The 23,024-nt window shown below is 70.9% G+C and carries 21 protein-coding genes; 11 read left to right on the top strand and 10 right to left on the bottom strand.

Going from position 1 to position 23,024, the window contains the following annotated elements; translation table 11 throughout:
• Positions 1–129 precede the first annotated feature (129 nt).
• The 3 genes from ACIQPR_RS18090 (at position 130) to ACIQPR_RS18080 (ending at position 3,721) form a co-directional block, all read left to right on the top strand.
• Complete coding sequence (locus ACIQPR_RS18090; protein WP_403648938.1) at positions 130–1,929, top strand: DEAD/DEAH box helicase; 1,800 nt, start codon at positions 130–132, stop codon at positions 1,927–1,929.
• 291 nt (positions 1,930–2,220) lie between these two features.
• Complete coding sequence (locus tag ACIQPR_RS18085) at positions 2,221–2,862, top strand: IclR family transcriptional regulator (RefSeq protein ID WP_403648936.1); 642 nt, start codon at positions 2,221–2,223, stop codon at positions 2,860–2,862.
• Between the two features lie 64 nt (positions 2,863–2,926).
• Positions 2,927–3,721 carry a S16 family serine protease gene (locus ACIQPR_RS18080; RefSeq protein WP_403648933.1) on the top strand — a complete coding sequence of 265 codons (795 nt, stop codon included), beginning with the start codon at positions 2,927–2,929 and terminating at the stop codon, positions 3,719–3,721.
• Here ACIQPR_RS18080 and ACIQPR_RS18075 read toward each other — a convergent pair.
• The 7 genes from ACIQPR_RS18075 to ACIQPR_RS18045 form a co-directional block, all read right to left on the bottom strand.
• Positions 3,718–3,912 (bottom strand): hypothetical protein, encoded by a 195-nt coding sequence (locus tag ACIQPR_RS18075; RefSeq protein WP_403648930.1) that lies wholly within the window; start codon positions 3,910–3,912, stop codon positions 3,718–3,720. The two genes, ACIQPR_RS18080 and ACIQPR_RS18075, sit on opposite strands and share 4 nt — an antisense overlap.
• Before the next feature lie 19 nt (positions 3,913–3,931).
• A complete protein-coding gene (locus ACIQPR_RS18070) occupies positions 3,932–4,522 on the bottom strand; it encodes an ArsR/SmtB family transcription factor (RefSeq protein WP_403648927.1) in 591 nt (196 codons plus the stop codon).
• 81 nt (positions 4,523–4,603) lie between these two features.
• Positions 4,604–5,560 (bottom strand): glycine betaine ABC transporter substrate-binding protein, encoded by a 957-nt coding sequence (locus ACIQPR_RS18065; protein ID WP_403648924.1) that lies wholly within the window; start codon positions 5,558–5,560, stop codon positions 4,604–4,606.
• On the bottom strand, positions 5,557–6,360 hold the full coding sequence (locus ACIQPR_RS18060; protein WP_403648921.1) for an ABC transporter permease: 804 nt from the start codon (positions 6,358–6,360) through the stop codon (positions 5,557–5,559). The genes ACIQPR_RS18065 and ACIQPR_RS18060 overlap by 4 nt, the downstream gene beginning before the upstream one ends.
• On the bottom strand, positions 6,357–7,601 hold the full coding sequence (locus ACIQPR_RS18055; RefSeq protein WP_403648917.1) for a betaine/proline/choline family ABC transporter ATP-binding protein: 1,245 nt from the start codon (positions 7,599–7,601) through the stop codon (positions 6,357–6,359). Before ACIQPR_RS18055 ends, ACIQPR_RS18060 begins: the two co-directional genes overlap by 4 nt.
• Entirely contained in the window at positions 7,594–8,241 is a 648-nt protein-coding gene (locus ACIQPR_RS18050) for an ABC transporter permease (RefSeq protein WP_403648914.1), read from the bottom strand. Before ACIQPR_RS18050 ends, ACIQPR_RS18055 begins: the two co-directional genes overlap by 8 nt.
• 12 nt (positions 8,242–8,253) lie before the next feature.
• Positions 8,254–8,748 (bottom strand): Lrp/AsnC family transcriptional regulator, encoded by a 495-nt coding sequence (locus ACIQPR_RS18045; RefSeq protein ID WP_403648911.1) that lies wholly within the window; start codon positions 8,746–8,748, stop codon positions 8,254–8,256.
• A 125-nt stretch (positions 8,749–8,873) separates the two neighbouring features.
• On the opposite strand from ACIQPR_RS18045, the gene hppD reads away from it, so the two are divergent.
• Positions 8,874–10,019, top strand: a complete 1,146-nt coding sequence (gene hppD, locus ACIQPR_RS18040) for a 4-hydroxyphenylpyruvate dioxygenase (protein ID WP_403648908.1) — start codon at positions 8,874–8,876, stop codon at positions 10,017–10,019.
• Between the two features lie 32 nt (positions 10,020–10,051).
• Positions 10,052–10,918 carry a Teichoic acid biosynthesis protein C (Precursor) gene (locus tag ACIQPR_RS18035; protein ID WP_403648905.1) on the top strand — a complete coding sequence of 289 codons (867 nt, stop codon included), beginning with the start codon at positions 10,052–10,054 and terminating at the stop codon, positions 10,916–10,918.
• Between the two features lie 22 nt (positions 10,919–10,940).
• On the opposite strand, the gene ACIQPR_RS18030 is transcribed toward ACIQPR_RS18035, so the two are convergent.
• Positions 10,941–12,434, bottom strand: coding sequence for a tetratricopeptide repeat protein (locus ACIQPR_RS18030; RefSeq protein ID WP_403648902.1), 1,494 nt, complete (start codon positions 12,432–12,434; stop codon positions 10,941–10,943).
• A gap of 92 nt (positions 12,435–12,526) precedes the next feature.
• On the opposite strand from ACIQPR_RS18030, the gene ACIQPR_RS18025 reads away from it, so the two are divergent.
• The gene (locus ACIQPR_RS18025) at positions 12,527–13,933 is read left to right on the top strand and encodes an FAD-binding oxidoreductase (protein ID WP_403649361.1); all 1,407 of its coding nucleotides are present in this window, start codon (positions 12,527–12,529) and stop codon (positions 13,931–13,933) included.
• Positions 13,934–13,967: 34 nt separating this feature from the next.
• Here the strand turns inward: ACIQPR_RS18025 and ACIQPR_RS18020 are convergent, their stop codons facing one another.
• Positions 13,968–14,441, bottom strand: coding sequence for an SsgA family sporulation/cell division regulator (locus ACIQPR_RS18020; protein WP_403648899.1), 474 nt, complete (start codon positions 14,439–14,441; stop codon positions 13,968–13,970).
• Between the two features lie 264 nt (positions 14,442–14,705).
• On the opposite strand from ACIQPR_RS18020, the gene ACIQPR_RS18015 reads away from it, so the two are divergent.
• Complete coding sequence (locus tag ACIQPR_RS18015; RefSeq protein WP_403648896.1) at positions 14,706–16,160, top strand: RDD family protein; 1,455 nt, start codon at positions 14,706–14,708, stop codon at positions 16,158–16,160.
• Between the two features lie 89 nt (positions 16,161–16,249).
• On the top strand, positions 16,250–16,888 hold the full coding sequence (locus tag ACIQPR_RS18010; RefSeq protein ID WP_403648894.1) for an RDD family protein: 639 nt from the start codon (positions 16,250–16,252) through the stop codon (positions 16,886–16,888).
• Positions 16,889–16,997: 109 nt separating this feature from the next.
• Here ACIQPR_RS18010 and ACIQPR_RS18005 read toward each other — a convergent pair whose 3' ends face one another.
• Positions 16,998–17,327 carry a hypothetical protein gene (locus ACIQPR_RS18005; protein ID WP_403648891.1) on the bottom strand — a complete coding sequence of 110 codons (330 nt, stop codon included), beginning with the start codon at positions 17,325–17,327 and terminating at the stop codon, positions 16,998–17,000.
• Positions 17,328–17,760: 433 nt separating this feature from the next.
• Between ACIQPR_RS18005 and ACIQPR_RS18000 the strand changes: the two genes are divergently transcribed.
• From ACIQPR_RS18000 to ACIQPR_RS17990, 3 genes are all read left to right on the top strand, one after another.
• Complete coding sequence (locus ACIQPR_RS18000) at positions 17,761–20,103, top strand: immune inhibitor A domain-containing protein (RefSeq protein ID WP_403648888.1); 2,343 nt, start codon at positions 17,761–17,763, stop codon at positions 20,101–20,103.
• A 180-nt stretch (positions 20,104–20,283) separates the two neighbouring features.
• Positions 20,284–20,631, top strand: a complete 348-nt coding sequence (locus tag ACIQPR_RS17995) for a hypothetical protein (RefSeq protein WP_403648885.1) — start codon at positions 20,284–20,286, stop codon at positions 20,629–20,631.
• 185 nt (positions 20,632–20,816) lie between these two features.
• Positions 20,817–23,021: an MMPL family transporter gene (locus ACIQPR_RS17990; RefSeq protein ID WP_403648882.1), complete on the top strand. Its 2,205-nt coding sequence runs from the start codon at positions 20,817–20,819 to the stop codon at positions 23,019–23,021.
• The last annotated feature ends 3 nt before the right edge of the window (positions 23,022–23,024 follow it).

Raw genomic sequence — 23,024 nt, 5'->3', positions numbered from 1 at the left:
TCCCACCCTCGCCGCCCGGCCCAGTCCGCACGGCGACCGCGTCGCCCCGCCGGTAAGGTGGCCCGGTTGTCATACGTGGCCGAGCCGCCCTACCGACCAACGAGCCGCCCTACCAACCAAACGGAGACCGTGACTACCACCGCCGCCTCCTCCGCCAGCACCCACCACCTCTCCCCGGCCTTCCCCGGCCGTGCCCCCTGGGGTACCGCCAGCAAGCTGCGCGCCTGGCAGCAGGGGGCGATGGAGAGGTACGTCCAGGAGCAGCCGCGGGACTTTCTCGCGGTCGCGACGCCGGGCGCCGGCAAGACGACCTTCGCGCTCACCCTCGCCTCCTGGCTGCTGCACCACCATGTCGTGCAGCAGGTGACCGTGGTCGCGCCGACCGAGCACCTGAAGAAGCAGTGGGCCGAGGCCGCCGCGCGGATAGGGATCAAGCTCGACCCGGAGTACAGCGCCGGGCCGCTCGGCAAGGACTACGACGGGGTCGCCGTCACGTACGCGGGCGTCGGCGTGCGGCCGATGCTGCACCGCAACCGCGTGGAGCAGCGCAAGACGCTCGTCATCCTCGACGAGATCCACCACGCCGGTGACTCCAAGTCGTGGGGCGAGGCGTGCCTGGAGGCGTTCGAACCGGCCACGCGGCGGCTCGCGCTGACCGGTACGCCGTTCCGGTCCGACACCAACCCCATTCCCTTCGTGACGTACGAGGAGGGCAACGACGGGATCCGGCGGTCCTCCGCCGACTACACCTACGGCTACGGCAACGCGCTCGCCGACCATGTCGTCCGGCCGGTCATCTTCCTCTCCTACAGCGGCAACATGCGCTGGCGGACCAAGGCCGGGGACGAGATCGCCGCCCGGCTCGGCGAGCCGATGACGAAGGACGCGATCAGCCAGGCCTGGCGTACGGCGCTGGATCCGCGCGGCGAGTGGATGCCGAGTGTGCTGCGCGCCGCCGACCAGCGGCTGACCGAGGTCAGGAAGGGCATCCCGGACGCCGGGGCGCTCGTCATCGCCTCCGACCAGGACTCCGCGCGCGCCTACGCCAAGCTGATCCGCGAGATCACCGGCAGCAAGGCGACCGTCGTGCTGTCGGACGACACCGGTGCCTCCAAGCGCATCGACGACTTCGCCGCGAGCAACGACCGGTGGATGGTGGCCGTACGCATGGTGTCGGAAGGCGTCGACGTGCCCCGGCTCGCGGTCGGGGTGTACGCCACCACCATCTCCACGCCCCTCTTCTTCGCCCAGGCCGTCGGGCGTTTCGTGCGCTCCCGGCGGCGCGGCGAGACCGCCTCCGTCTTCCTGCCGACCGTCCCCGATCTCCTCACCTTCGCCAACGAGATGGAGGTCGAGCGCGACCACGCCCTCGACAAGCCGAAGAAGGAGGGCGAGGAGGACCCCTACGCCGAGTCCGAGAAGGAGATGGACGAGGCGAACAAGGAGCAGGACGAGGACACCGGCGAGCAGGAGCAGTTCGCCTTCGAGGCGCTGGAGTCCGAGGCCGTCTTCGACCGGGTGCTCTACGACGGCGCCGAGTTCGGCATGCAGGCGCACCCGGGCAGCGAGGAGGAGCAGGACTACCTCGGCATCCCCGGGCTGCTGGAACCCGACCAGGTGCAGCTGCTGCTCCAGAAGCGGCAGGCCCGGCAGATCGCGCACAGCCGCAAGAAGCCGGACGACCAGGCCGACCTGCTGGAGCTGCCCGCCGAGCGGCGGCCCGTCGTCTCGCACAAGGAGATGATGGAGCTGCGCAAACAGCTCAACACCATGGTCTCCGCGTACGTCCACCAGACCGGCAAGCCGCACGGCGTCATCCACACCGAGCTGCGCCGCGCCTGCGGCGGCCCGCCGAGCGCCGAGGCCACGGCCGGGCAGCTGCGGCAGCGCATCGCGAAGGTGCAGGAGTGGGCCACGCGCATGCGGTGACGCGGGCGTGCCGCACACATCGCGCATTTCGGGGCGTACGGCGGTGGTACGTACCACCGCGTGCCCGGATTCTGGACGGAGACTTCCGCTCAGCGAACCGCCTTCGCTAGTGTCCCGCTACGCACACGCCCCGTGGCAGCGCCGCCGCGGAGCGCAGCCGTGAAGCGACTGGGCCCGGACACGCCGGGCCGCCTCGCCGATCGGCGGCCTCTGAAGCGCGTCACTGACGGGACTCGGTGACGCATCCGCCGCGAGGGGGCCGCCGACCTCACCACTTAAGGAGTGGGCGTCGTGACCGCGGAGACCTCCCAGACGCTCGACCGGGGACTGCGCGTCCTCAAACTGCTGGCCGACACCGACCACGGGCTGACCGTCACCGAACTCTCCAACAAACTGGGCGTCAACCGGACCGTCGTGTACCGGCTGCTGGCCACCCTGGAACAGCACGCTCTCGTACGGCGTGATCTGGGCGGCCGGGCCCGGGTCGGGCTCGGGGTGCTGCGTCTCGGCCGCCAGGTGCATCCCCTGGTACGGGAGGCGGCGCTGCCGGCGCTGCGGTCGCTGGCCGAGGACATCGGGGCGACCGCTCATCTCACCCTGGTCGACGGGGCGGACGCGCTCGCCGTCGCCGTGGTCGAGCCGACCTGGACCGACTACCACGTGGCCTACCGGGCCGGTTTCCGCCACCCGCTGGACCGGGGCGCGGCCGGCCGGGCGATCCTCGCGGCCCGGCACCAGTCGGCCAACGGGCCCGGATACACCCTGACGCACGGGGAGTTGGAGGCCGGGGCGAGCGGCGCCGCGGCTCCGCTGCTCGGGGTGACGGGGGTCGAGGGCAGCGTCGGTGTGGTGATGCTGACCGATGCCGTGCCCGAGCGGGTGGGGCCGCGGGTCGTCGACGCGGCCCGCGAGGTCGCCGAGGCGCTGCGCTGAGGCGTTCATGACGATCCGGTGACCGGCGCACGGCCGAAAGTGACCGTCGCGTTAGATTGATCCCGTGCTCCTCTCTCGCCTCACGCGCCCCTGGGCCGTAGCCGTCTGTGCCCTGCCCGTCGTGGCGCTGCTCGCCACGGCGGCCCTCGCGCCGCTGCCGTTCTCGCTGACGCAGCCCGGTCTCACCGCGAACGTGCTCGGCGAGAACAAGGGCACCCCGGTCATCACGATCACCGGGGCGCCCGTGCGCACGACGAGCGGACAGTTGCGCATGACGACGATCGAGGCGACCGGACCCGATCAGCGGGTCTCGCTGAGCGATGTGATCGACAGCTGGTTCCGCACCGACCGCGCGGTCATGCCCCGTGACTCGGTCTATCCGAGCGGCAACAGCGTCAAGGAGATCGAGCAGCACAACACGCAGCAGATGCAGGAGTCGCAGGACGACGCGACCACGGCCGCGCTCGACTACCTGGGCCTCAGCGACAAGAAGGTGAAGGTCACGCTCCGGCTCGCCGACGTGGGCGGCCCCAGCGCGGGCCTGCTGTTCACCCTGGGGATCATCGACAAACTGAAGGGCGACGGCGACGGCGGCGACCTCACGGGCGGTCGCGTCATCGCCGGTACGGGGACGATCGGCACCGACGGCACGGTCGGCGCGGTCGGGGGAGTGGCCCTCAAGACCCAGGCCGCGCGCCGCGACGGGGCGACGGTGTTCCTGGTGCCGAAGGCCGAGTGCTCGGACGCCAAGTCCGAACTGCCCAAGGGGCTACGGCTGGTGGCGGTCACCTCGCTCAAGGGCGCGGTGAGCGCCCTGGAGTCCCTGGACTCGGGCAAGGGCTCCGTACCGGGCTGCTAGGCCACGGCCGGCTTCGGTCCGTTCGGCGCGGCGGCCAGTCGCAGGCCCACTGCTACGAGGGTCCAGCCGAGGCGGGTACGGAGTTCCTGCCGGGGCGCCCTGGCCTCGGCGGCGAGACGGTGGGCCTCGGCCTGGGCCTGGAGGTCGGCGGTGCGGGCGTGGTGCAGCGCGAGGTGGGTCTCGGGATGCATGGACGTTGCCTTTCTGCGGTCAGTCCGTGGCGATCGGGAAGGTGTGCGTGTGGACGCGCACGCGCTCGGCGTCCGGGGCGTCCGCCATCTCGGGCAGATCGCGGTAGCTCTCGACGAGTTCGTGCATCTTTTCGATGAGTTCGCGGGCGAGCTGCGGTGTCAGCCGGAGCGTCATGTCGCTCATGTCGTTGCCCTCCACCCAGTCCTCGGACCAGGTGTGGCGGTTGCCGAGCCAGGTGTTCAGCTCCTGGGCGTGCTTCGTGGCCACCTCGTACATGATCATGTCGAGGGCGCCGCGCACGGCGGGAGTGGTGTCCTTGAACAGGGCATCGTCGAACATCGTCCCGTCGTGCGCCGCCCGCCACCAGCGCTCGCGTCCCTTGCCGTGCTCCGGGGCGTCCTCGACGAAGCCGTGGGCCGCGAGCTGGCGCAGGTGGTAGCTGGTGGCTCCGCTCGACTCGCCCAGTCTTTCCGCGAGTTGGGAGGCCGTGGCGGGACCGTGGAAGCGCAGCGCGTCGAGCAGTTCCATGCGCAGGGGGTGGGCCAGCCCGCGCAGTGAGCGGGCGTCGAGATGGTGGATCCGGCGTTCTTGGGGCTCTGGCTCCGGCATGCGTCCAAAGATAGCGTTGCAAAGAGCCCTTTGCAAGGGTTCTTTTGCATCCACTTCTTTGTAACTGGCCCCCCGCGCGCCCTACTTCACCAACCCCTCCCCCTTCATCCACTCCAACGCCACCTGATGCGGATCCTCCCCGTCGACGTCCACCTTCGCGTTCAGCGCCTGCGCCACCGTGTTGTTCAGCTTCTTCGTGAGCGGGGCGAGGACCTCCGCGATGGCCGGCCACTTCTTCAGGGCCTTGGTGTTGATCTCGGGCGCCGCGTTGTAGTTGGGGAAGAACTTCTTGTCGTCGGCCATCACCGCGAGGTTCATCGACTTGATGCGGCCGTCGGTGGTGAAGACCTCGCCGTACGTGCAACTCCCCTTCTTCACCTGGGTGTAGATGATCCCGGTGTCCATCTGCGTGATGTTCTTCGCCGGGAGACTCATGCCGTACGCCTTCTCCATGCCGGGCAGTCCGTCCGCGCGGTTGGCGAACTCGCTCTCCACGCACACCGTCACCGCGCCCGGGTTCTTCGCGGCCAGCGCGGCCACCTCGGACAGCGTCCTGGTGCCGTACTTCTTGAAGTTGGCCTGGTTCATGGCCAGCGCGTACGTGTTGTTGAGGGCGGACGGCGGCAGCCAGGTCAGGCCGTTCCTCAGGTCCGCGTCCCGGACGGCCTGCCACTGCTTCATCGGGTCGGTGATCGGCCTGCTGTTGCCGAGGTAGGTGATCCACGCGGTGCCGGTGTACTCGTACATCCCGTCCGCGTCACCGGACTTGACCGCCTCCCGCGCCCCGATGGAGCCCTGGATGCCGGTCCGGTCGAGGACGTCCGCGCCCGCCGCCTGGAAGGCGATGCCCATCATCGCGCCGAGGATCAGTTGCTCGGTGAACTCCTTGGAGGTGACGGTGAGATGGGCGCCCTTGAGGGGCTGGCCCCGGCCGACCGTGCCGGGGCTGACGTCGTCGACCATGGGGGAGCCGCTGGTCAGTCCGCAGCCGGAGACGACGACGAGCGCCCCGGCCGTCAGCAGGCAGCCGCGTCTCATGCGCCCGCCTCCAATCCCCTTGGCCGCAGCAGCAGTTCGGCCAGCGAGGCGAGCCAGTCGACCAGCAGGGCGAGGCTGACCGTGAGGATCGAGCCGAGGACCAGGACCGGCATGCGCTGTGTGGTGATGCCCGTGGTGATCAGGACGCCGAGGCCGCCGCCTCCGCCGAAGGTCGCCAGGGTCGCCGTACCGACGTTGAGGACGAGGGCCGTTCGGACGCCGGCCAGGATGAGGGGGACCGCGAGGGGCAGTTCCACCTTCGCCAGGACGCCGAGCGGGGACATGCCGATGCCGCGGGCCGCCTCCAGCAGCGTCGGGTCGTTGGCCTTCAGGCCGGCGATGGTGTTGGAGAGGACCGGCAGGACGGCGTAGACGATGATGCCGATCAGGGCCGCCTTCTCGCCGGTGCCCAGCCAGATCACCAGCAGGGCCAACAGGCCGATCGCCGGGGTCGCCTGGCCCATGTTGGCGAAGGTCATCGCCACCGGGGTGGCCTTCCGGAACGCCCGCCGGGTCAGCAGGACGCCCAGCGGGATCGCGATGACCAGCACGAAGAACGTGGAGATCGCGGTGAGTTGGACGTGCTGCCAAAGGGCCTTGCCCACCTGGCCGTTGGAGAGCGCGTTCTCGGAGATCGCGTCCAGGTGCGCCTGGTCGAACCACAGCCAGGTCGCCAGCAGGACCGCCACCAGGAACGCGGGCAGGACCGTCAGCTTCTGCCAGGTGAGGCGGCGCCTCGCGGGAGTCGGGGGCGGCGGGGCCGCCGTCCGCTCCTCGTCCAGTTCGGGAGTGGTGCTCACGTGTCCCGCTCCCCTCCGGCGCCCTCCTGCTCGGCGAGCGTCTGGACGGCCCGGGCCGCCTCCAGGTCGTGCCGCGCCTCCATCGCCTCCAGCCGGTCGGCCTCCAGGAGTTCGTGCACGGAGTTCATCAGCGTCTCCATGTCGACCACGCCCGTGTACTCGCCGCGCCGCCCGGTCACCGCGACCCGCCCCGCGTTGTCCGTGAGCACGGCCTCCAGGGCGTCCCGCAGCGTCGCGTCCCGGGTCACCGTGTCGCTGACCAGCGTGCCCGCCCGCGCCAGTGAGCCCTTGGCGCGCATCAGGTCGCCGCGCCGCAGCCACTTGTAGGGCCGGCCGCGCTTGTCGAGCAGCAGGATCTCGTTGGTGCCGCTGTCGCGGAGCCTGTCGAAGATGGACTGGAGCGGGTCGTCGACCGTCACCGTCGGATAGTCGGTGATCTCCACGTCCCGTACCCGGGTGAGGTTGAGCCGCTTGAGGGCGGCCCCGGCGCCGACGAAACCGGACACGAAGTCGTCCGCCGGGTTGGTGAGGATCGCCTCCGGGGTGTCGAACTGGGCGATGTGCGAGCGTTCGCGCAGCACGGCGATCCGGTCGCCGAGCTTGATCGCCTCGTCGAAGTCGTGGGTGACGAAGACGATCGTCTTGTGCAGTTCGTGCTGGAGCCTGATCAGCTCGTCCTGGAGGTGGTCGCGGGTGATCGGGTCGACCGCCCCGAACGGCTCGTCCATCAGCAGCACCGGCGGATCGGCCGCCAACGCCCGTGCCACGCCCACGCGTTGCTGCTGGCCGCCGGAGAGCTGGCGCGGATAGCGGCCCTGGAACTCACCCGCGTCGAGCCCGACCAGGTCGAGCATCTCCTCCACCCGGTCCCTGATCCGGGACGTCGACCAGCCGATCATCCGCGGCACCAGCGCGATGTTCTGGGCGACCGTCATGTGCGGGAAGAGACCGCTCGACTGGATCGCGTAGCCGACCTTGCGGCGCAGCTTCACCGGGTCGATGTCGGTGACGTCCTCGCCGTTGATGCGGATCCGGCCGCCGGTCGGTTCGATCAGCCGGTTGATCATCTTGAGCGTGGTCGACTTGCCGCAGCCGGAGGGCCCGACGAAGACGACCAGTTCGCCCGCCTTGATCTCCATGTTGACGCTGTCGACGGCCGGTTGGGGAGTGCCCGGGTACTTCTTGGTCAGGTTCTCCAGTTCGATGGACGCGCCGGAGGTCGACGCCGCCGGCTCAGACACGGATCCCCCTGGGAATGGTCAGCCGTCCCAGCAGGACGTACGCGGCGTCGAACAGCAGCGCCAGGACGATGATCCCGAGCGTGCCCGCGAGCACCTGGTTGAGGGCGTTCTTGCTGCCCAGGGAACCGATGCCGCGGAAGATCTCGTTGCCGAGGCCGGGCCCGGAGGCGTAGGCGGCGATGGCCGCGATGCCCATCAGCATCTGGGTGGAGACCCGGATGCCGGTCAGGATCGGCGGCCAGGCCAGCGGCAGTTCGACCCGGGCGAGCCGCATCAGCCGGGACATCCCGATGCCCTTCGCCGCGTCCACCAGGGACGGGTCGACCCCGCGCAGGCCCACGATCGAGTTCCGGACGATCGGCAGCAGCCCGTACAGGGTCAGCGCGATCACCGTGGGCGGCACACCGAGCCCGACGATCGGAATGAGCAGACCGATCATGGCGAGCGACGGAATGGTCAGAATGGTCGAGGTGGCCGTGGTGGCGAGGTTGCCCGCCCACTCGCTCCGATAGGTCACGACCCCGATCACCACGCCGATCAGCGTGGCCACCACCATGCACTGGAAGACCGCGCTGGCGTGCTGGTAGGCGTCGGTGAGCAGTTGCTGGTGCCGGTTGCCCACGTACTCCCAGAAGCTCACATGCCCACACCCCTACGTCGGCCGGGTCGTCCTCTCCTGGTCCTCGGCCGCCGCCTGCTCCACCAGCGGGATGATCCGCAGCGGAACGGGGTTCTCCATCACGATCGCGGTGGCGGCCCGGACAATGCCATCAAAACCGACAACCCGGTCGATGACCCGCTGGAGATCGGCGTTCGAGCGGGCCACCAGCCGGCACAGCATGTCCCCGCTGCCGGTGGTGGTGTGCAGTTCGAGGACCTCGGGGACGGCTCTCAAGTGCGCCCGGACGTCCGGGCCTTGTCCCTGCCGGATCTCCAGCGTGGCGAACGCGGTGACCGGATAGCCGAGCGCCGCCGGATCGACCTGCGGCCCGAAACCGCGGATGACTCCATTCGACTGAAGCCGGTCCAGCCGCGCCTGCACCGTGCCCCGGGCGACCCCGAGCCGGCGGGACATCTCCAGCACCCCGACGCGCGGCTCCTCGGCCAGCAGCACGATGATCCGGCCGTCGAGCCGATCGATCCCCATACGCCCGCCTCCCACGATGGTCACCCTGTACAGAAAGCCCGCCGAAACGGTCGTACCACTGAACACACTGCCCAGTGAATACGCGAACTATTGCGCACCTTGCGGAGCGGAGGGAGCCTGCGGTCATGACACAGACCACTCACCACACTCCCGACACCGCCCGGCAGGCAGACCCCTTCCCGGTCAAGGGAATGGACGCGGTCGTCTTCGCCGTGGGCAACGCCAAGCAGGCGGCGCACTACTACTCCACGGCCTTCGGCATGACGCTGGTCGCCTACTCCGGACCGGAGAACGGCAGCCGCGAGACCGCCTCGTACGTCCTCACCAACGGCTCCGCCCGCTTCGTGTTCACCTCCGTGATCAAGCCCGCCACCCCCTGGGGCGAGTTCCTCACCCGCCATGTGGCCGAGCACGGCGACGGCGTCGTCGACCTCGCCATCGAGGTCCCGGACGCGCGCGCCGCCCACGCCTACGCCGTCGGGCACGGCGCCCGCTCGCTGGCCGAGCCGTACGAGCTGAAGGACGAGCACGGCACGGTCGTCCTCGCCGCCATCGCCACCTACGGCGAGACCCGCCACACCCTGGTCGAGCGCGTCGGCTACGACGGCCCCTACCTCCCCGGCTTCGCCCCCGCCGACCCGCTGGTCCAGGCGCCCGCCCACCGCACCTTCCAGGCCGTCGACCACTGCGTCGGCAACGTCGAACTCGGCCACATGAACGAGTGGGTCGGCTTCTACAACAAGGTCATGGGCTTCACGAACATGAAGGAGTTCGTGGGCGACGACATCGCCACCGAGTACAGCGCGCTGATGTCGAAGGTCGTGGCCGACGGCACCCGCAAGGTCAAGTTCCCGATCAACGAGCCGGCCGTCGCCAAGAAGAAGTCCCAGATCGACGAGTACCTGGAGTTCTACGGCGGCGCGGGCGTCCAGCACATCGCGCTCAACACCAACGACATCGTGCGGACCGTACGGACCATGCGCGAGGCGGGAGTCAGGTTCCTCGACACCCCGGACTCGTACTACGACACCCTCGGCGAATGGGTCGGCGACACCCGCGTCCCCGTCGAGACGCTGCGCGAGCTGAAGATCCTCGCCGACCGGGACGAGGACGGCTACCTTCTCCAGATCTTCACCAAGCCGGTCCAGGACCGTCCTACGGTGTTCTTCGAACTCATCGAGCGGCACGGCTCGATGGGCTTCGGCAAGGGCAACTTCAAGGCCCTGTTCGAGGCGATCGAGCGGGAGCAGGAAAAGCGGGGCAACCTGTAACTCACGGGTCCCGCGAGGGACTTGGGAGGACCGTGGCCGACGCGCCGATCGACCTGACCGCACCGGCGGTACGCTGGCTGTGGCAGCGGGACACCCTGCACGAACCCACGGTCCTCCAGTCGTTCGCCCTCGACGAGGTCCACCAGCACCTGTACGTCCTCCAGTTGAGACAGGGCGGCGCCGACGCGGGCAACCTCTGCCTCAACCAGCTGGACTACAAAGGCGGTTCGCTCGGCCACATGCACCTCCAGGGCTTCGGGCACGGGGTCAGCATGGGCGTGCAGAACACTCCGGACGGCGACGTCTGGATCTGGACCGAGGCCGCCGCGAAGGCCGGTTCCGGGGGCGCCTACGGCCAGGCCGTCACCCGCTTCCACTTCGCGGACGGCGCGGTCCGCACCGCCGCCGACGTCGCGATCCGCAAGCCGATCGCGGACTCCACCAACAACCAGCCCACGGTCTGCGCGGCCTCCAACCGCATCGCCATCCGCTACCGCCTCGCGAACCGACCCCGGTACCGCATCTGGGACCTGGACGCCTTCGTGGCCCGTGACTACGCCTCACCGCTCGCCGACATAGCGCAGACCGGCGCCCACCCGGACCCGGCGATCCCGTTCCAGGGCTACGCCCTCGACGGCGACCACCTCTACCAACTGGCCGGAACCGCCTACGACTCCACCACCAACCCGCCCGCGGAACACGGCAACACCTACCTCTCCTGCCTCGACATCCGCACCGGCGAACTGCTCCAGCAGTCCCGCACGGAGGCCGGCCACACCCTCACCTACCGCGAACCCGAGGGCCTGGCCGTCCGCACCCGCCCCGACACCCGGCTGTGCCTGGGCTTCGCCTCCGGAGAGGCCGGGGCCCGCCGGTTCTCGCTCTGCCACAAGCCGTAGGCCGACCCGACCCGGCGGCGGCTCAACCCGCCTTCTCCTGAGCCTCTTTGGCCTCCTTGCCGTCCTTGCTCCCGTTGTCCGGGGGCAGCGGCTCGGCCGGTGGCTCGCCCAGGTCCGCCAGCGCCTGCTGCGCCAGCGGCACCCGCAGCGGCGAGAAGTACGGATTGATCTGGAGCGCCTCCTGGAGATGCCGGCGCGCGGACGCGGCCTTGTCCAACTCCCGCTCGATCATGCCCCGGTGGAACGCGTACAGCGCGTCCCGCACCCCGCCCCCGTGCACCCGGTCCGTCGCCGTCGACGCGAACCTCAGCGCCTCCGCGTCCTGCCCGGCCCGGTGCAGCGCCCACCCCAGCGCGTCCGCCACCGCGATCCCCGGCTGCCGGGCCCACTCGCCCCGCAGCAGTCGTACGGCCTCCCGCGCGTCCCCGTGGTCCGCCTCGAACACGCCGAGCACCAGGTCGTCGTCGACGCCGCCCGCCGCGTCCCGGGCCGCCAGGGCGCGCAGGGTGTCGTACTGCACCCGGGCCGCCTGGGTGAGGCCCAGCGACTCGTACAACTCGCCCAGTTCCAGGGCGTATTGGGGGCACGGCTGCTTGCTGAGGGCCACCTGGTAGGCGTTCAGCGCCTCCGAGGTCCGGCCCAGCGCGGCCAGCACCCGCCCCTCTCCGGCGAGCGCCTCCCGCTGGTCGGGGTCGATCCGTACGGCCGCCTCGAACTGCCGCAGCGCCGCCTCCCGGTCCCCGCGCTCCCAGGCGAGCTGGCCGGCCCGCTGCCACCAGGCCGCCTGCTCGGCGGGCGCGGTCGCCCGGGCCGCCGCGTCGGCGAGCTGGGCGGCGGCGTCCTCGCGCCAGCCCCGGTCGCGGTAGACCTCGGCGGCCCGCGCCATCACGGCGGGCCCGGAGTGCAGCTCCTGGAGCTTTTCGAGGGTCCGCCGGGTCGCCTTGTAGTCGCCGAGGCCGGTGTAGGCGTCGATCAGCAGCGGATACGTCGTCCACCGCTTCGGCGCCAGCTTCACCGCGGCCTCGCCCCAGGTCCGGGCCGCCCGGAAGTCCCGCCGCTCGTTGGCCAGGGCCGCCAGCCCGTCCATCGCCACGGCGGTCGCGTCGTTCCCCTGCGCGCGGACCTTCAGCGAGGTGCGCAGGGCGTCGTCGGCCTTCGGGTAGTACAGGGCGTCACCGGTCCGCCGCCCCTGCTCCACATAGGCCACCCCGAGCACCGCCCACGAGCGCGCGTCGCGCGGACGGGCCCGCACCCGGGCCTCGCGGTCGCCGATCAGCGCGGCCAGGTCGGGCAGCGCGGCCGGTACCCCGGCGGTGACCGCGGTGAGCGCCTGCGTCTTGGGTCCCGGCGCGGGCGGCGGCACCCGGCGCGGCTCCTCGGGCAGCAGCCACAGCAGTCCGCCGACCACGGCACACCCGGCCACCGAGGCGATCAGCACCCGCCGCAGCACGGGGGAGCGGCGCCTGCCCGGCTCCGCCACCAGGGACGTACCCGGGCTCCGCTGTTCGTTCTCCATGGCGCTCACTCTGCGTCAGTACGACGACCGCGTCCCGGTACCCGAAGCTCCGCGTGGACGGGGTTCACACCGATGGCCGCGAGTGCGACGCTGTGATCATGAGCCGTATCGAAGCGCCTCGCGACCACGACACCGGACCCCTGCTCGACCGCCTGTTGGCCGGGCTGCCCGCCGAGGCCGTCCTCACCGACCCGGACGTCACGGCCTCGTACGCGAACGACATGGCGAGCTTCTGTCCGTCCGGCATCCCCGCCGCCGTCGTGCTGCCGCGTACGGTCGAACATGTCCAGCACGTGATGCGCGTCGCCAGCGAACTGCGCGTCCCGGTCGTCCCGCAGGGCGCCCGCACCGGCCTGTCGGGCGCGGCCAACGCCTCCGAGGGCTGCGTCGTGCTCTCCCTCACCAGGATGGACCGCATCCTGGAGATCAGCCCGGTCGACCGCATCGCGGTCGTCGAGCCGGGCGTCGTCAACGCGACGCTCTCCCGCGCGGTCAACGAGCACGGCCTGTACTACCCGCCGGACCCCTCCAGCTGGGAGACGTGCACCATCGGCGGCAACATCGGCACCGCCTCGGGCGGGCTGTGCTGCGTGAAGTACGGGGTGACGGCCGAGTACGTCCTCGGCCTGGACGTCGTCCTCGCCGACGGCCGCCTGCTGAGCACCGGGCGCCGTACCGCCAAGGGCGTCGCCGGATACGACCTCACCCGCCTGTTCGTCGGCTCGGAGGGCTCGCTCGGCATCGTCGTGAAGGCGGTCCTGGCGCTCAAGCCGCAGCCGCCCCAACAGCTTGTCCTGGCGGCCGAGTTCGGGTCCGCGGCAGCCGCGTGCGACGCCGTGTGCCGGATCATGGCGGGCGGCCATGTGCCGTCCCTCCTCGAACTGATGGACCGTACGACCGTCAAGGCGGTCAACGACCTCGCGCACATGGGACTGCCGGAGAGCACCGAGGCGCTGCTGCTCGCCGCCTTCGACACGGTCGACCCGGCCGTCGACCTGGCCGCCGTAGGAGCGCTGTGCGAGGCGGCCGGAGCCACCCAGGTGGTGCCCGCCGAGGACCCGGCCGAGTCCGAACTCCTGCTCCAGGCGCGGCGGTTGTCGCTCACCGCGCTCGAAGCGGTCAAGGGCACCACGATGATCGACGACGTGTGCGTGCCCCGCTCGCGGCTCGGCGAGATGCTCGAAGGGGTGGAACGGATCGGCGAGAAGTACCGCCTGACCATCGGCGTCTGCGCGCACGCGGGCGACGGCAACACCCATCCCACCGTCTGCTTCGACGCGCGGGACCCCGACGAGTCCCGGCGGGCCCGCGAGTCCTTCGACGAGATCATGGCGCTCGGCCTCGAACTCGGCGGCACCATCACCGGCGAACACGGCGTCGGCGTCCTGAAGAAGGAGTGGCTGGCCCGTGAGATCGGGCCGGTGGGCGTGGAGATGCAGCGGGCGGTCAAGGCGACCTTCGACCCGCTGGGCATCCTCAATCCGGGCAAACTCTTCTGACCCCCCGGCGAGCGGTTCCCGTCCCCCCTGCGGCTCACTCCCCGTCCCGCGACTCGTCCGAGGGCCAGGGGTCGCGCAGCCACAGGTCGTCGGCCGGGGTCGGGGCGAGCAGCTCGGCGAGACCGTCGTCGATGCCGAGCTGCTCCGCCTCAGAGCCCGGGGGCACCACCCGCAGGGTGCGCTCCAGCCACGCCGACACCTGCGCCGCCGGGGCCTCCAGCAGGGCGTCCCCGTCGGGCGAACTCAGCGCCATCAGGACGACACTGCGCCCCTCCACCTTCGTCGGCCACACCCGCACGTCGCCGTGCCCGCACGGCCGGAAGACGCCCTCGACGAGGAGTTCGCGGGCGAACGTCCAGTGGACGGGGTGCTCGGAGTTGATGTGGAAGGAGATGTGGACGGCGTACGGGTCGTCCGTGCGGTAGCTGAGCCGGGCCGGAACGGGAATGCTCCGTTCCGGTGACAGGATCAGCTTCATCTCCAACTCCCGCTCTACGACTGTGTTCATGACGTGTGTCCTCTCGCGCTCGGCGGGGCCCGCGGTGGGCCCGTACGAGTGGAGAGGGCGTGCGGCCCCAAGCATTACGCGACTTCCGGAAACTTTTTTTCCGCGCGGCTTCGCGAAGGCTTCGCGGGGCTTCGGTGCGTGTGGACTCCGTGCACGAGCTTGCCCGGAAAGGGGTGGGTAGGGCGGGACGGGCAGTGGCGGTCGCACGGTTCTGATAGATGTGGACACCCCATTTGACCTCCGAGCAGATACGGGACGACGGACATGAGCGCCCCAACCCCGGCACCCGGTGACGACAGGCCCCGTGAGGGGTACTACCCGGACCCGTCCATTCCTGGATACGTCCGGTACTGGAACGGCGCGGCCTGGGTGCCCGGCACCAGCCGCCCGGCGCCGTCGGACGGGCAGTCGCCCGGTCCGGGCCCGTCCGTCGAGGAGACCGGCCCGCACTTCTTCGACGAGGACCCCGAGCCGGCGCCGGCCTGGGGCGCGGACCGCGCCCACCAGAGCGGTTTCGGCGGCGCCCAGGACCGCCAGATCTCCTGGGGCACCCCCGACCCGAGACTCCCCGCCGACCAGAACGATCCGTCCGACCCCGGCACCCAGGTCTTCCGCCGCCCCACCCCTCAACAGGGTGGAGCGCAGGGGCCGTTGGGCGCCGGCAGCGCGGGCGGCCCGGGTGCCGGGAACGGCTCCGCCGACGCGTGGCGGTCCGGCGGGCCTCCCCCCGCCACCGACCCCTCCGGCCCCGGCTTCGGCGCCGGAAAGGCCGCAGCAGCCCGCGCCGCCGCGGCCCAGGCTCAAGGGGGCTGGGCGGGCGCCGGTGGTTCGAGTGCGCCCGCCGCGCAGGCACCGGCGGCTCCGGCGGGCACCGGCACGGGTGCGCCCGGGGTGCAGGCCCAGGGCGGCTGGGCAGGCAGCGCCTCGGGGGCGTCCGCGGCTCCGGGCCAGAGCGGGCGGCCGGGCGCCGGCGACACGGGCGCTCCCGCCGCGCAGGCGCAGGCACAGGCCGGTCGGTCAGATGCCGGTGCCGAGGCGCCCGCCCTCCCCGGCGTGCCGCAGCAGGCCGGGGCCGGGCAGGCCGCCGTAGGGACGCCCATGGCCGCCGGGCCCGGTGGGGGGCAGCCGTCCTGGGCTCAGCGGGTGCATCGGCTCGCGGGGGACGAGGACGGGGCCGTGGCGCCCTGGAAGCCGCCCGTGGAGGACGTGTTCCAGGCGGCGGCCCGACGGCAGGCGGCGGCCCGGCCCGCGGGGCTGGGCAAGCGGCTGGTGGCGCGGCTCCTCGACACGCTCGTGGTCGGCGCGGTCACCGCCGTCGCCGCCGTGCCGCTCGGCACCCAGGCGGTCGACCACGTCAACCAGAAGATCGACGCGGCGAAGCTCTCCGGCCGCACCGAGACCGTCTGGCTGCTGGACGGCACCACCGCCGCCTACCTCGGCATCGTCCTCGCCGTGCTCCTCCTCTTCGGTGTCCTCTACGAGGCGCTGCCGACCGCCAAGTGGGGGCGCACGCTCGGCAAGAAGCTCTGCGGACTTGAGGTGCGCGGCATCGAGAGCCACGAGCCGCCCGGCTTCGGCGGGGCGCTGCGCCGCTGGCTCGTGTACAGCGTCCCGGGCGTGCTCGGCATCGGGATCGTCGGCGTCGCCTGGTGCCTCTTCGACCGGCCCTGGCACCAGTGCTGGCACGACAAGGCAGCACATACGTTCGTAGCGGGATAGCGCGGTACGGCGTCCGGGGTACCCGATTCCGTACCCCGGACGGCCGCTCGCCGGATGCGGAGCCGCGGGGTTCGCGGTCGACTCGGGCCATGAGTACCGAACCGCCCCCGGGCTCCGGCCAGCAGCCGCCGGAAGACGACCCGTTCAGGAAGCAGCCCCCTCCTGGCCAGGGATCGGGCTCACCCTACGACCCGCCGCCCTACGGCAGTCAGCCGCCGCCCTACGGCAGCGAACCGCCCCCCTACGGCGGCGGCTCCTACCCCACCGACCCGCTCGCCGGCATGCCCGCGCTCGCCGACAGCGGCCGGCGCACCCTCGCCCGGATCATCGACATGATCCTGGTAGGCATCGTCGTCTGGCTGCTCACCTGGGCCTTCGGCGTGCACGAGTACGACATCAACTCCGACCACATGTCCTACGCCAAGTCCCTCGGCCAGTCGCTGACCGCGGCCGTGCTGTACATGGGCTACGACACCGTGATGCTCGCCAAGTCGGGCCAGACGCTGGGCAAGAAGTGGCTGGGCCTGCGGGTGGCCAACCTCGACAACGGCTCGACGCCCTCCGTGCAGACCAACCTGATCCGCGCGGCGGTGCTGTGGATCCCGTTCGCGTTCTGCTGCGCCTGCATCTGGACGGCGATCAGCGGCGGTTGGAGCTTCTTCGACAAGCCGTACAAGCAGGGTCTGCACGACAAAGCGGCCAAGACCGTGGTGGTCAGCACCCGTTGAGGCCGTGGCACACAGGCGATCGGCGGGTCCGTCGTCAACGGACCCGCCGATTCGCGTGGTTGAGCCTGTGCCCTGGATTGCGCTTGTGCTTGTGCCTGTTCCGCTTGTTCTAGGGAGTGCTCCGCTCCCGTACCGGCTCCGCCGACGAGAGCGCGGCGGCGGACACGGTCTCCCGCAGCACCGGCACCCGCCTGTGCTGCGGAACGACCGCCGGAGCGGTCACGGTCGCGGCCTGGGCCGCTGCGCGGGCCGCGGCTGCGGCACGGGACCTGGGCTGAGGCACCGTCAGCGAGACGAGCAGCCCGAGGGCGAGCGCCGCGAAGGCGACGACCGCGATCCCCAGACCCGAACTCGTCTGTGACAGCAGCAGCATGGCGAGCGTCGAGAAGATCACGGTGAACGAACCGTAGGCGAGCTGTGCGGCGGTCGGACGAGGCATGGCAATCGAGTCCTCGTTAGGCGATGGAGGGGAGCTGTGAAAGGGGGGTGCGACAAGGATGTCGGCCTGGCTTTCCGCCGGTTCCGGGCGATCCGCCAATCGACTCTATTCGCCTGCATGCCCGAGTGGAACGTGCAGTAAGCATGACCTAACACACAGCTCCGGAGCATGGGGGGCGCACGGAGTCATACCGTCCACCAAGTGGACGGACTCGCGCGCCCGTCGGCGTTCGTCCGGCGTCCGTCCGGTGTCCGTAAAGCGGACCCCCGCTTCGCATAGTGCACTTGTCCTGCTCAAGTCAAGGTCTGTCTTTTCGCGTAAACCTCTAGTCAAATAACGTCACTTGACTATCACGCGTACACCGCGCGCGGATCTTCCACGACTTCCAGGACCCCCCCTTCCGCGCGGTCGGGCACGCAGGGGAGGACATCAAGTGACCAGCAGACCCTGGACGTTCAGAGCAGCCGCGATAGGCGTCGCCCTCGCGGCGGCCACCGCCACGTTCTCGACGTTCGCCGTGGCGGAGGCCAACACCTCGGCCGAGTCCGCAGCCGTCGACCGGCACGACCCCGCGCCGGTCGCGCAGAAGGAGCACGACCTCGACGGCCCGCTGAGCAAGACGCAGGACGCCCAGCGCCAGGAGGCCCTCAACCAGGTCATCGCCGGCAAGGCGTCCGTCAAGGACCGCAACGGCTCGAAGGTCGTCCAGCTCAAGAGCAAGGGCGGCAAGAGCAAGTACGTCGAGCTGAGCCGGGAGAAGACCGACAAGATCTTCACCATCCTGGTCGAGTTCGGCGACCAGGTCGACAGCCGCTACGGCGGCACGCCCGGCCCGCTGCACAACCAGATAGCCGCGCCGGACCGCACGAAGGACAACTCCACGGCCTGGCAGGCGGATTACAACCAGGCGCACTTCCAGGACCTGTACTTCGGCACCGGCAAGAAGACCGAGTCGCTCAAGAAGTACTACGAGAAGCAGTCCTCGGGCCGCTACTCGGTCGACGGCGAGGTCACCGACTGGGTCAAGGTCCCCTACAACGAGGCCCGTTACGGCTCCAACAAGGCCTCCACCGGCGCCTGGTACGCGGTGCAGGACGGCGTCAACGCCTGGGTCGCCCAGCGCGAGGCCGCCGGGGACACCGCCGCCGAGATCAAGGCGGAACTGGCCCAGTTCGACCAGTGGGACCGCTACGACTACGACGGCGACGGCAACTTCAACGAGCCCGACGGCTACATCGACCACTTCCAGATCGTGCACGCCGGCGAGGACGAGTCCGCGGGCGGCGGCGCGCAGGGCGAGGACGCGATCTGGGCCCACCGCTGGTACGCCTTCGGCACCGACGCCGGCTCCACCGGCCCGGACACCAACAAGCTCGGCGGCACCCAGGTCGGCGACACCGGCGTCTGGGTCGGCGACTACACCATCCAGCCGGAGAACGGCGGACTCGGCGTCTACGCCCACGAGTACGGCCACGACCTCGGCCTGCCCGACGAGTACGACACCGCGGGCGGCGAGAACTCCACCGGCTTCTGGACGCTGATGTCGTCCGGCTCCTGGCTCGGCACGGGCAAGGAGGCCATCGGCGACCTGCCCGGCGACATGAACGCCTGGGACAAGCTCCAACTGGGCTGGCTGGACTACGACGTGGCCAAGGCGGGCGTCAAGTCGAAGCACACGCTGGGCGTCGCGGAGTACAACACCAAGAACCCGCAGGCGCTCGTGGTGCAGTTGCCGGAGAAGGAGGTCACCACCCAGGTGGTCACCCCGGCACAGGGCGCCACGCAGTGGTGGAGCGGCAGCGGCAACGACCTGAGCAACACCCTTTCCCGCAGCGTGGACCTGACCGGCAAGTCCTCGGCCGCGCTCACGCTCGACGGCTGGTACGACACCGAGGCCGACTACGACTACCTCTACACCGAGGTGTCGAAGGACGGCGGCGCCACCTGGACCCCGATCGACGGCACGCTGGCCGACGGCTCGGCCATCCCGCGCGACGGCAGCGGCAACCCGGCGCTCACCGGCACGGCCGCCGCGTACCAGAAGCTGACGTACCCGCTGGACGCCTACGCGGGCCAGAAGATCGACGTCCGCTTCCGCTACCAGACCGACAGCGGCGTGGCCCAGAAGGGCTTCGCGGCCGACGAGATCACGGTGACCGCCGACGGCGCCACCCTCTTCTCCGACGACGCCGAGTCCGCGGACCCGGCCTGGACGGCGAAGGGCTTCTCCCGCATCGGCGCGTCCTTCACGGACGACTACGCGCAGTACTACATCGCCGAGAACCGTCAATACGTGTCGTACGACAAGGTGTTGAAGGTCGGCCCGTACAACTTCGGCTTCTCGACGACCCGTCCGGACTGGGTGGAGCACTACGCCTACCAGAACGGCCTGTTGATCTGGAAGTGGGACACCTCGCAGGCCGACGACAACACCAGCGAGCACCCTGGTGAGGGCCTGATCCTGCCGATCGACTCCCACCCGGCGCAGCTGAAGTGGTCCGACGGCACGCTGATGCGCAACCGCATCCAGGCCTACGACTCGCCGTTCAGCCTGTACCGGACGGACGCGGTCACGCTGCACAAGGCCGACGTCGCCGCCCGGATCAAGTCGCAGCCCGGCGTCCCGGTCTTCGACGACGGCAGGTCGACCTACTACGACACGTCGAACCCGACAGCTGGTGTCAAGATCACTGACACCAACACCCGGATCAAGATCGTCAAGGAGCCGCTGGACGGTTCCACGATCAGTGTCCAGGTCGGCCCCTCGGCGAAGTAGTCGGTAAAACAGCAGGTCAGAGGCGTATCGGCGGTGACCCCCTGGCGGGTCGCCGCCGATACGTGTTTAGGTGCGTCCTGTGCCCGTCTTATTGACACCGGCATCCGGACCGACGGCTGAACAGACAGCCGAACCGGCATCCGACCGCTCGACACCGACTCGCACGGGGGTGTGACCGCATTGTCCGCAGGAGGTTTCTGCAAGCTGCCCACAGGCAGCGTGGTGGTGGCGTTGAACCTGCCAAGACCCACGGCCCAGGGCGACGGCTGCGTCCGCGTGCTCGTGCACGCCCGCAACCGCGCCCGGGCCCTGACCCGGCTCCGCAACCTCGGGATGCGGGCCGTCTACCTGCGCGGCAACGCGGCCCCGCCGACCCCGGACGAGATCACCGCGGTCCTGCACCACCCCGACGGCCTGATATGGCGTACGGCCCCTGACAACGCTGTCCTCGCCCCCGGCCCGGAGCTTCCGCAGGAGCTCTGGCATCCGATCAGGGCCCTGCTGCGGAGGCCTCCGGCGGCCGCGTGAGGGGTTGTGTTCCGTCCGCGGGCCGGTGAGGGCTGGGCGCGCAGTTCCCCGCGTCCCTTCAGGGCGCGGTCGGTGTCGCGGTGGCTGAAGCGCGCCACACGACCCCGTGGCCTCCGACGGGCGGTCCGCGGAGATGCACGGCATCCTGAGGTGGCTCGGGGACCCTGAGACCGCCGGAGGCCTTTGTGGCTACCGTCCTCTACCGGCTGGGCCGTCTGGCCTCCCGCCGGCGCTGGTACGTGACCGTCTTCTGGGTGCTGGTCCTGGCGGCCCTCGGCTTCGCCTCCGCCAAGGCGCCCGCGGCGCCCGACACCACCTTCTCCACCCCGGGTGTCGAGTCGCAGCGCGCCTTCGACCTGATCCAGCAGCGCTTCCCCGGCGCCCAGGCCGACGGCGCCGTGGCCCGCGTGGTGTTCGTCGCCCCCGACGGGCGGCGGATCACCTCCGCCCGGGACCGGGCGACCGTCGGCCGGTTCGTCACCGCGGTCGCGGACGGGCCCCAGGTCGCCGGCGCCGTCAACCCCTTCCAGGCGGACGCGGTCAGCAAGGACGCGTCCACGGCGTTCTCCACGGTCACCTACAAGGTGAAGGCCGACGCCCTCGGCGACACCGCCAAGAAGACGCTCAAGGACGCCGCCCAGCAGGCCCGTGACGCAGGCCTGACCGTGGAGATCGGCGGCACCGCGCTGGCCTCCCAGCCCTCCGCGGGCGGACTCGGCGAGGTCATCGGCGTCGGTGTCGCGGCGATCGTCCTGGTGATCACCTTCGGGGCGCTCGCCGCGGCCGGCCTTCCCCTGCTCACCGCGATCGTCGGCGTAGGCATCGCGATGACCGCCATCACCGCCCTGGCCGGCACCTTCGGCCTCTCCGACACCACCGGCACGCTCGCCACGATGCTCGGCCTGGCCTGCGGCATCGACTACGCGGTGTTCGTCGTCTTCCGCTTCCGCGAGGAACGCGCCAACGGCCACGACACCGAGGAGGCGGCGGGCCTGGCCGTCGGCACCGCCGGCTCCGCGGTGGTCTTCGCCGGACTCACCGTCGTCATCGCGCTGGCGGGCCTCTCCGTCGTAGGCATCCCGCTGCTGACCAAGATGGGCCTGTGCGCCGCCGGAGCGGTCGTCGTCGCCGTCCTGGTCGCCCTCACCCTGGTGCCCGCCCTGCTCGGCTTCTGGCCCCGCGCCGTGCTCTCCCGGCGCTACCGCAGGACCGGGCAGCGCATCCAGGGCGTGCCCGGCAACATGGGCAGCCGCTGGGCCGCCTTCGTGCTCCGCCACCCATGGCCGGTCCTGCTCGCCACGGTCGCCGGCCTCGTGGTCCTCGCGCTCCCCGTGGCGGGCCTGCAACTCGGCCAGACCGGCGACGAGGCCAAGTCCACCGCGACCACGGAACGGCGCGCCTACGACGACCTCGCCGCGGCCTTCGGCGCCGGCTTCAACGGCCCGCTGACCGTCGTCGTGGACGTCACCGACGCCACCGCCCCCAAGGCCGCCGCGGCCACGGTCGAGAAGCGGATCGCCGCGGTACCGGGCGTGGTGTCCGTCTCGCCGGTCCGCTTCAACGCGGCCGGGAACACCGCGCTCTTCACCGCCGTACCGGCCGAGGCACCGACCAGCCAGAAGACCGTGGACCTCGTCCACACCATCCGCGACGACCGCCCCGCGATCGAGGCGGCGGCCCCGGGCGCGAGCTTCGAGGTCACCGGAACCACCGCGCTCAACATCGACGTCGCGCAGAAGGTGCAGAGCGCGCTGGTGCCCTACCTGATCGTGGTCGTGGGCCTGGCCGTCCTGCTGCTCCTGCTGGTGTTCCGCTCGATCGTCATCCCGATCAAGGCGGCCGTCGGCTTCCTGCTCTCGGTGCTCGCCGCGCTCGGCTGCGTCGTCGCGGTGTTCCAGTGGGGCTGGGGCGCGAGCGCGCTGGGCGTCGAGGCCACCGGCCCGATCATGAGCATGATGCCGATCTTCCTGGTGGGCATCGTCTTCGGCCTGGCGATGGACTACGAGGTCTTCCTCGTCTCGCGCATCCGCGAGGCCTACGTCCACGGCAGCGCGGCCCACGCCTCGATCGCGACCGGGTTCCGCTACAGCGCCCGGGTCGTGACCGCCGCCGCCCTCATCATGATCGCGGTCTTCGCGGGCTTCATCACGGCCGGCGAGTCCATGATCAAGATGATCGGCTTCGGCCTGGCCGTCGCCGTCCTCTTCGACGCGTTCGTCGTCCGCATGGCCTTCGTACCGGCCGTCCTCGCCATCCTCGGCGACCGCATCTCCTGGCTGCCCGCCTGGCTGGACCGCCTGCTGCCCAACGTCGACATCGAGGGCGAGTCCCTCAGCCGCCGGCACCCGGCGACGACACCGAGCGAAGACCCGGAGAAGACCCCGGTGTGACGG

Origin of the sequence: Streptomyces sp. NPDC091280 (genome assembly GCF_044768565.1) — a bacterium.
Taxonomy (GTDB): Bacteria; Actinomycetota; Actinomycetes; order Streptomycetales; family Streptomycetaceae; genus Streptomyces.
The sequence above is the reverse complement of the archived record's forward strand: the minus strand, read 5'-3'. Positions and strand labels throughout refer to the sequence as shown.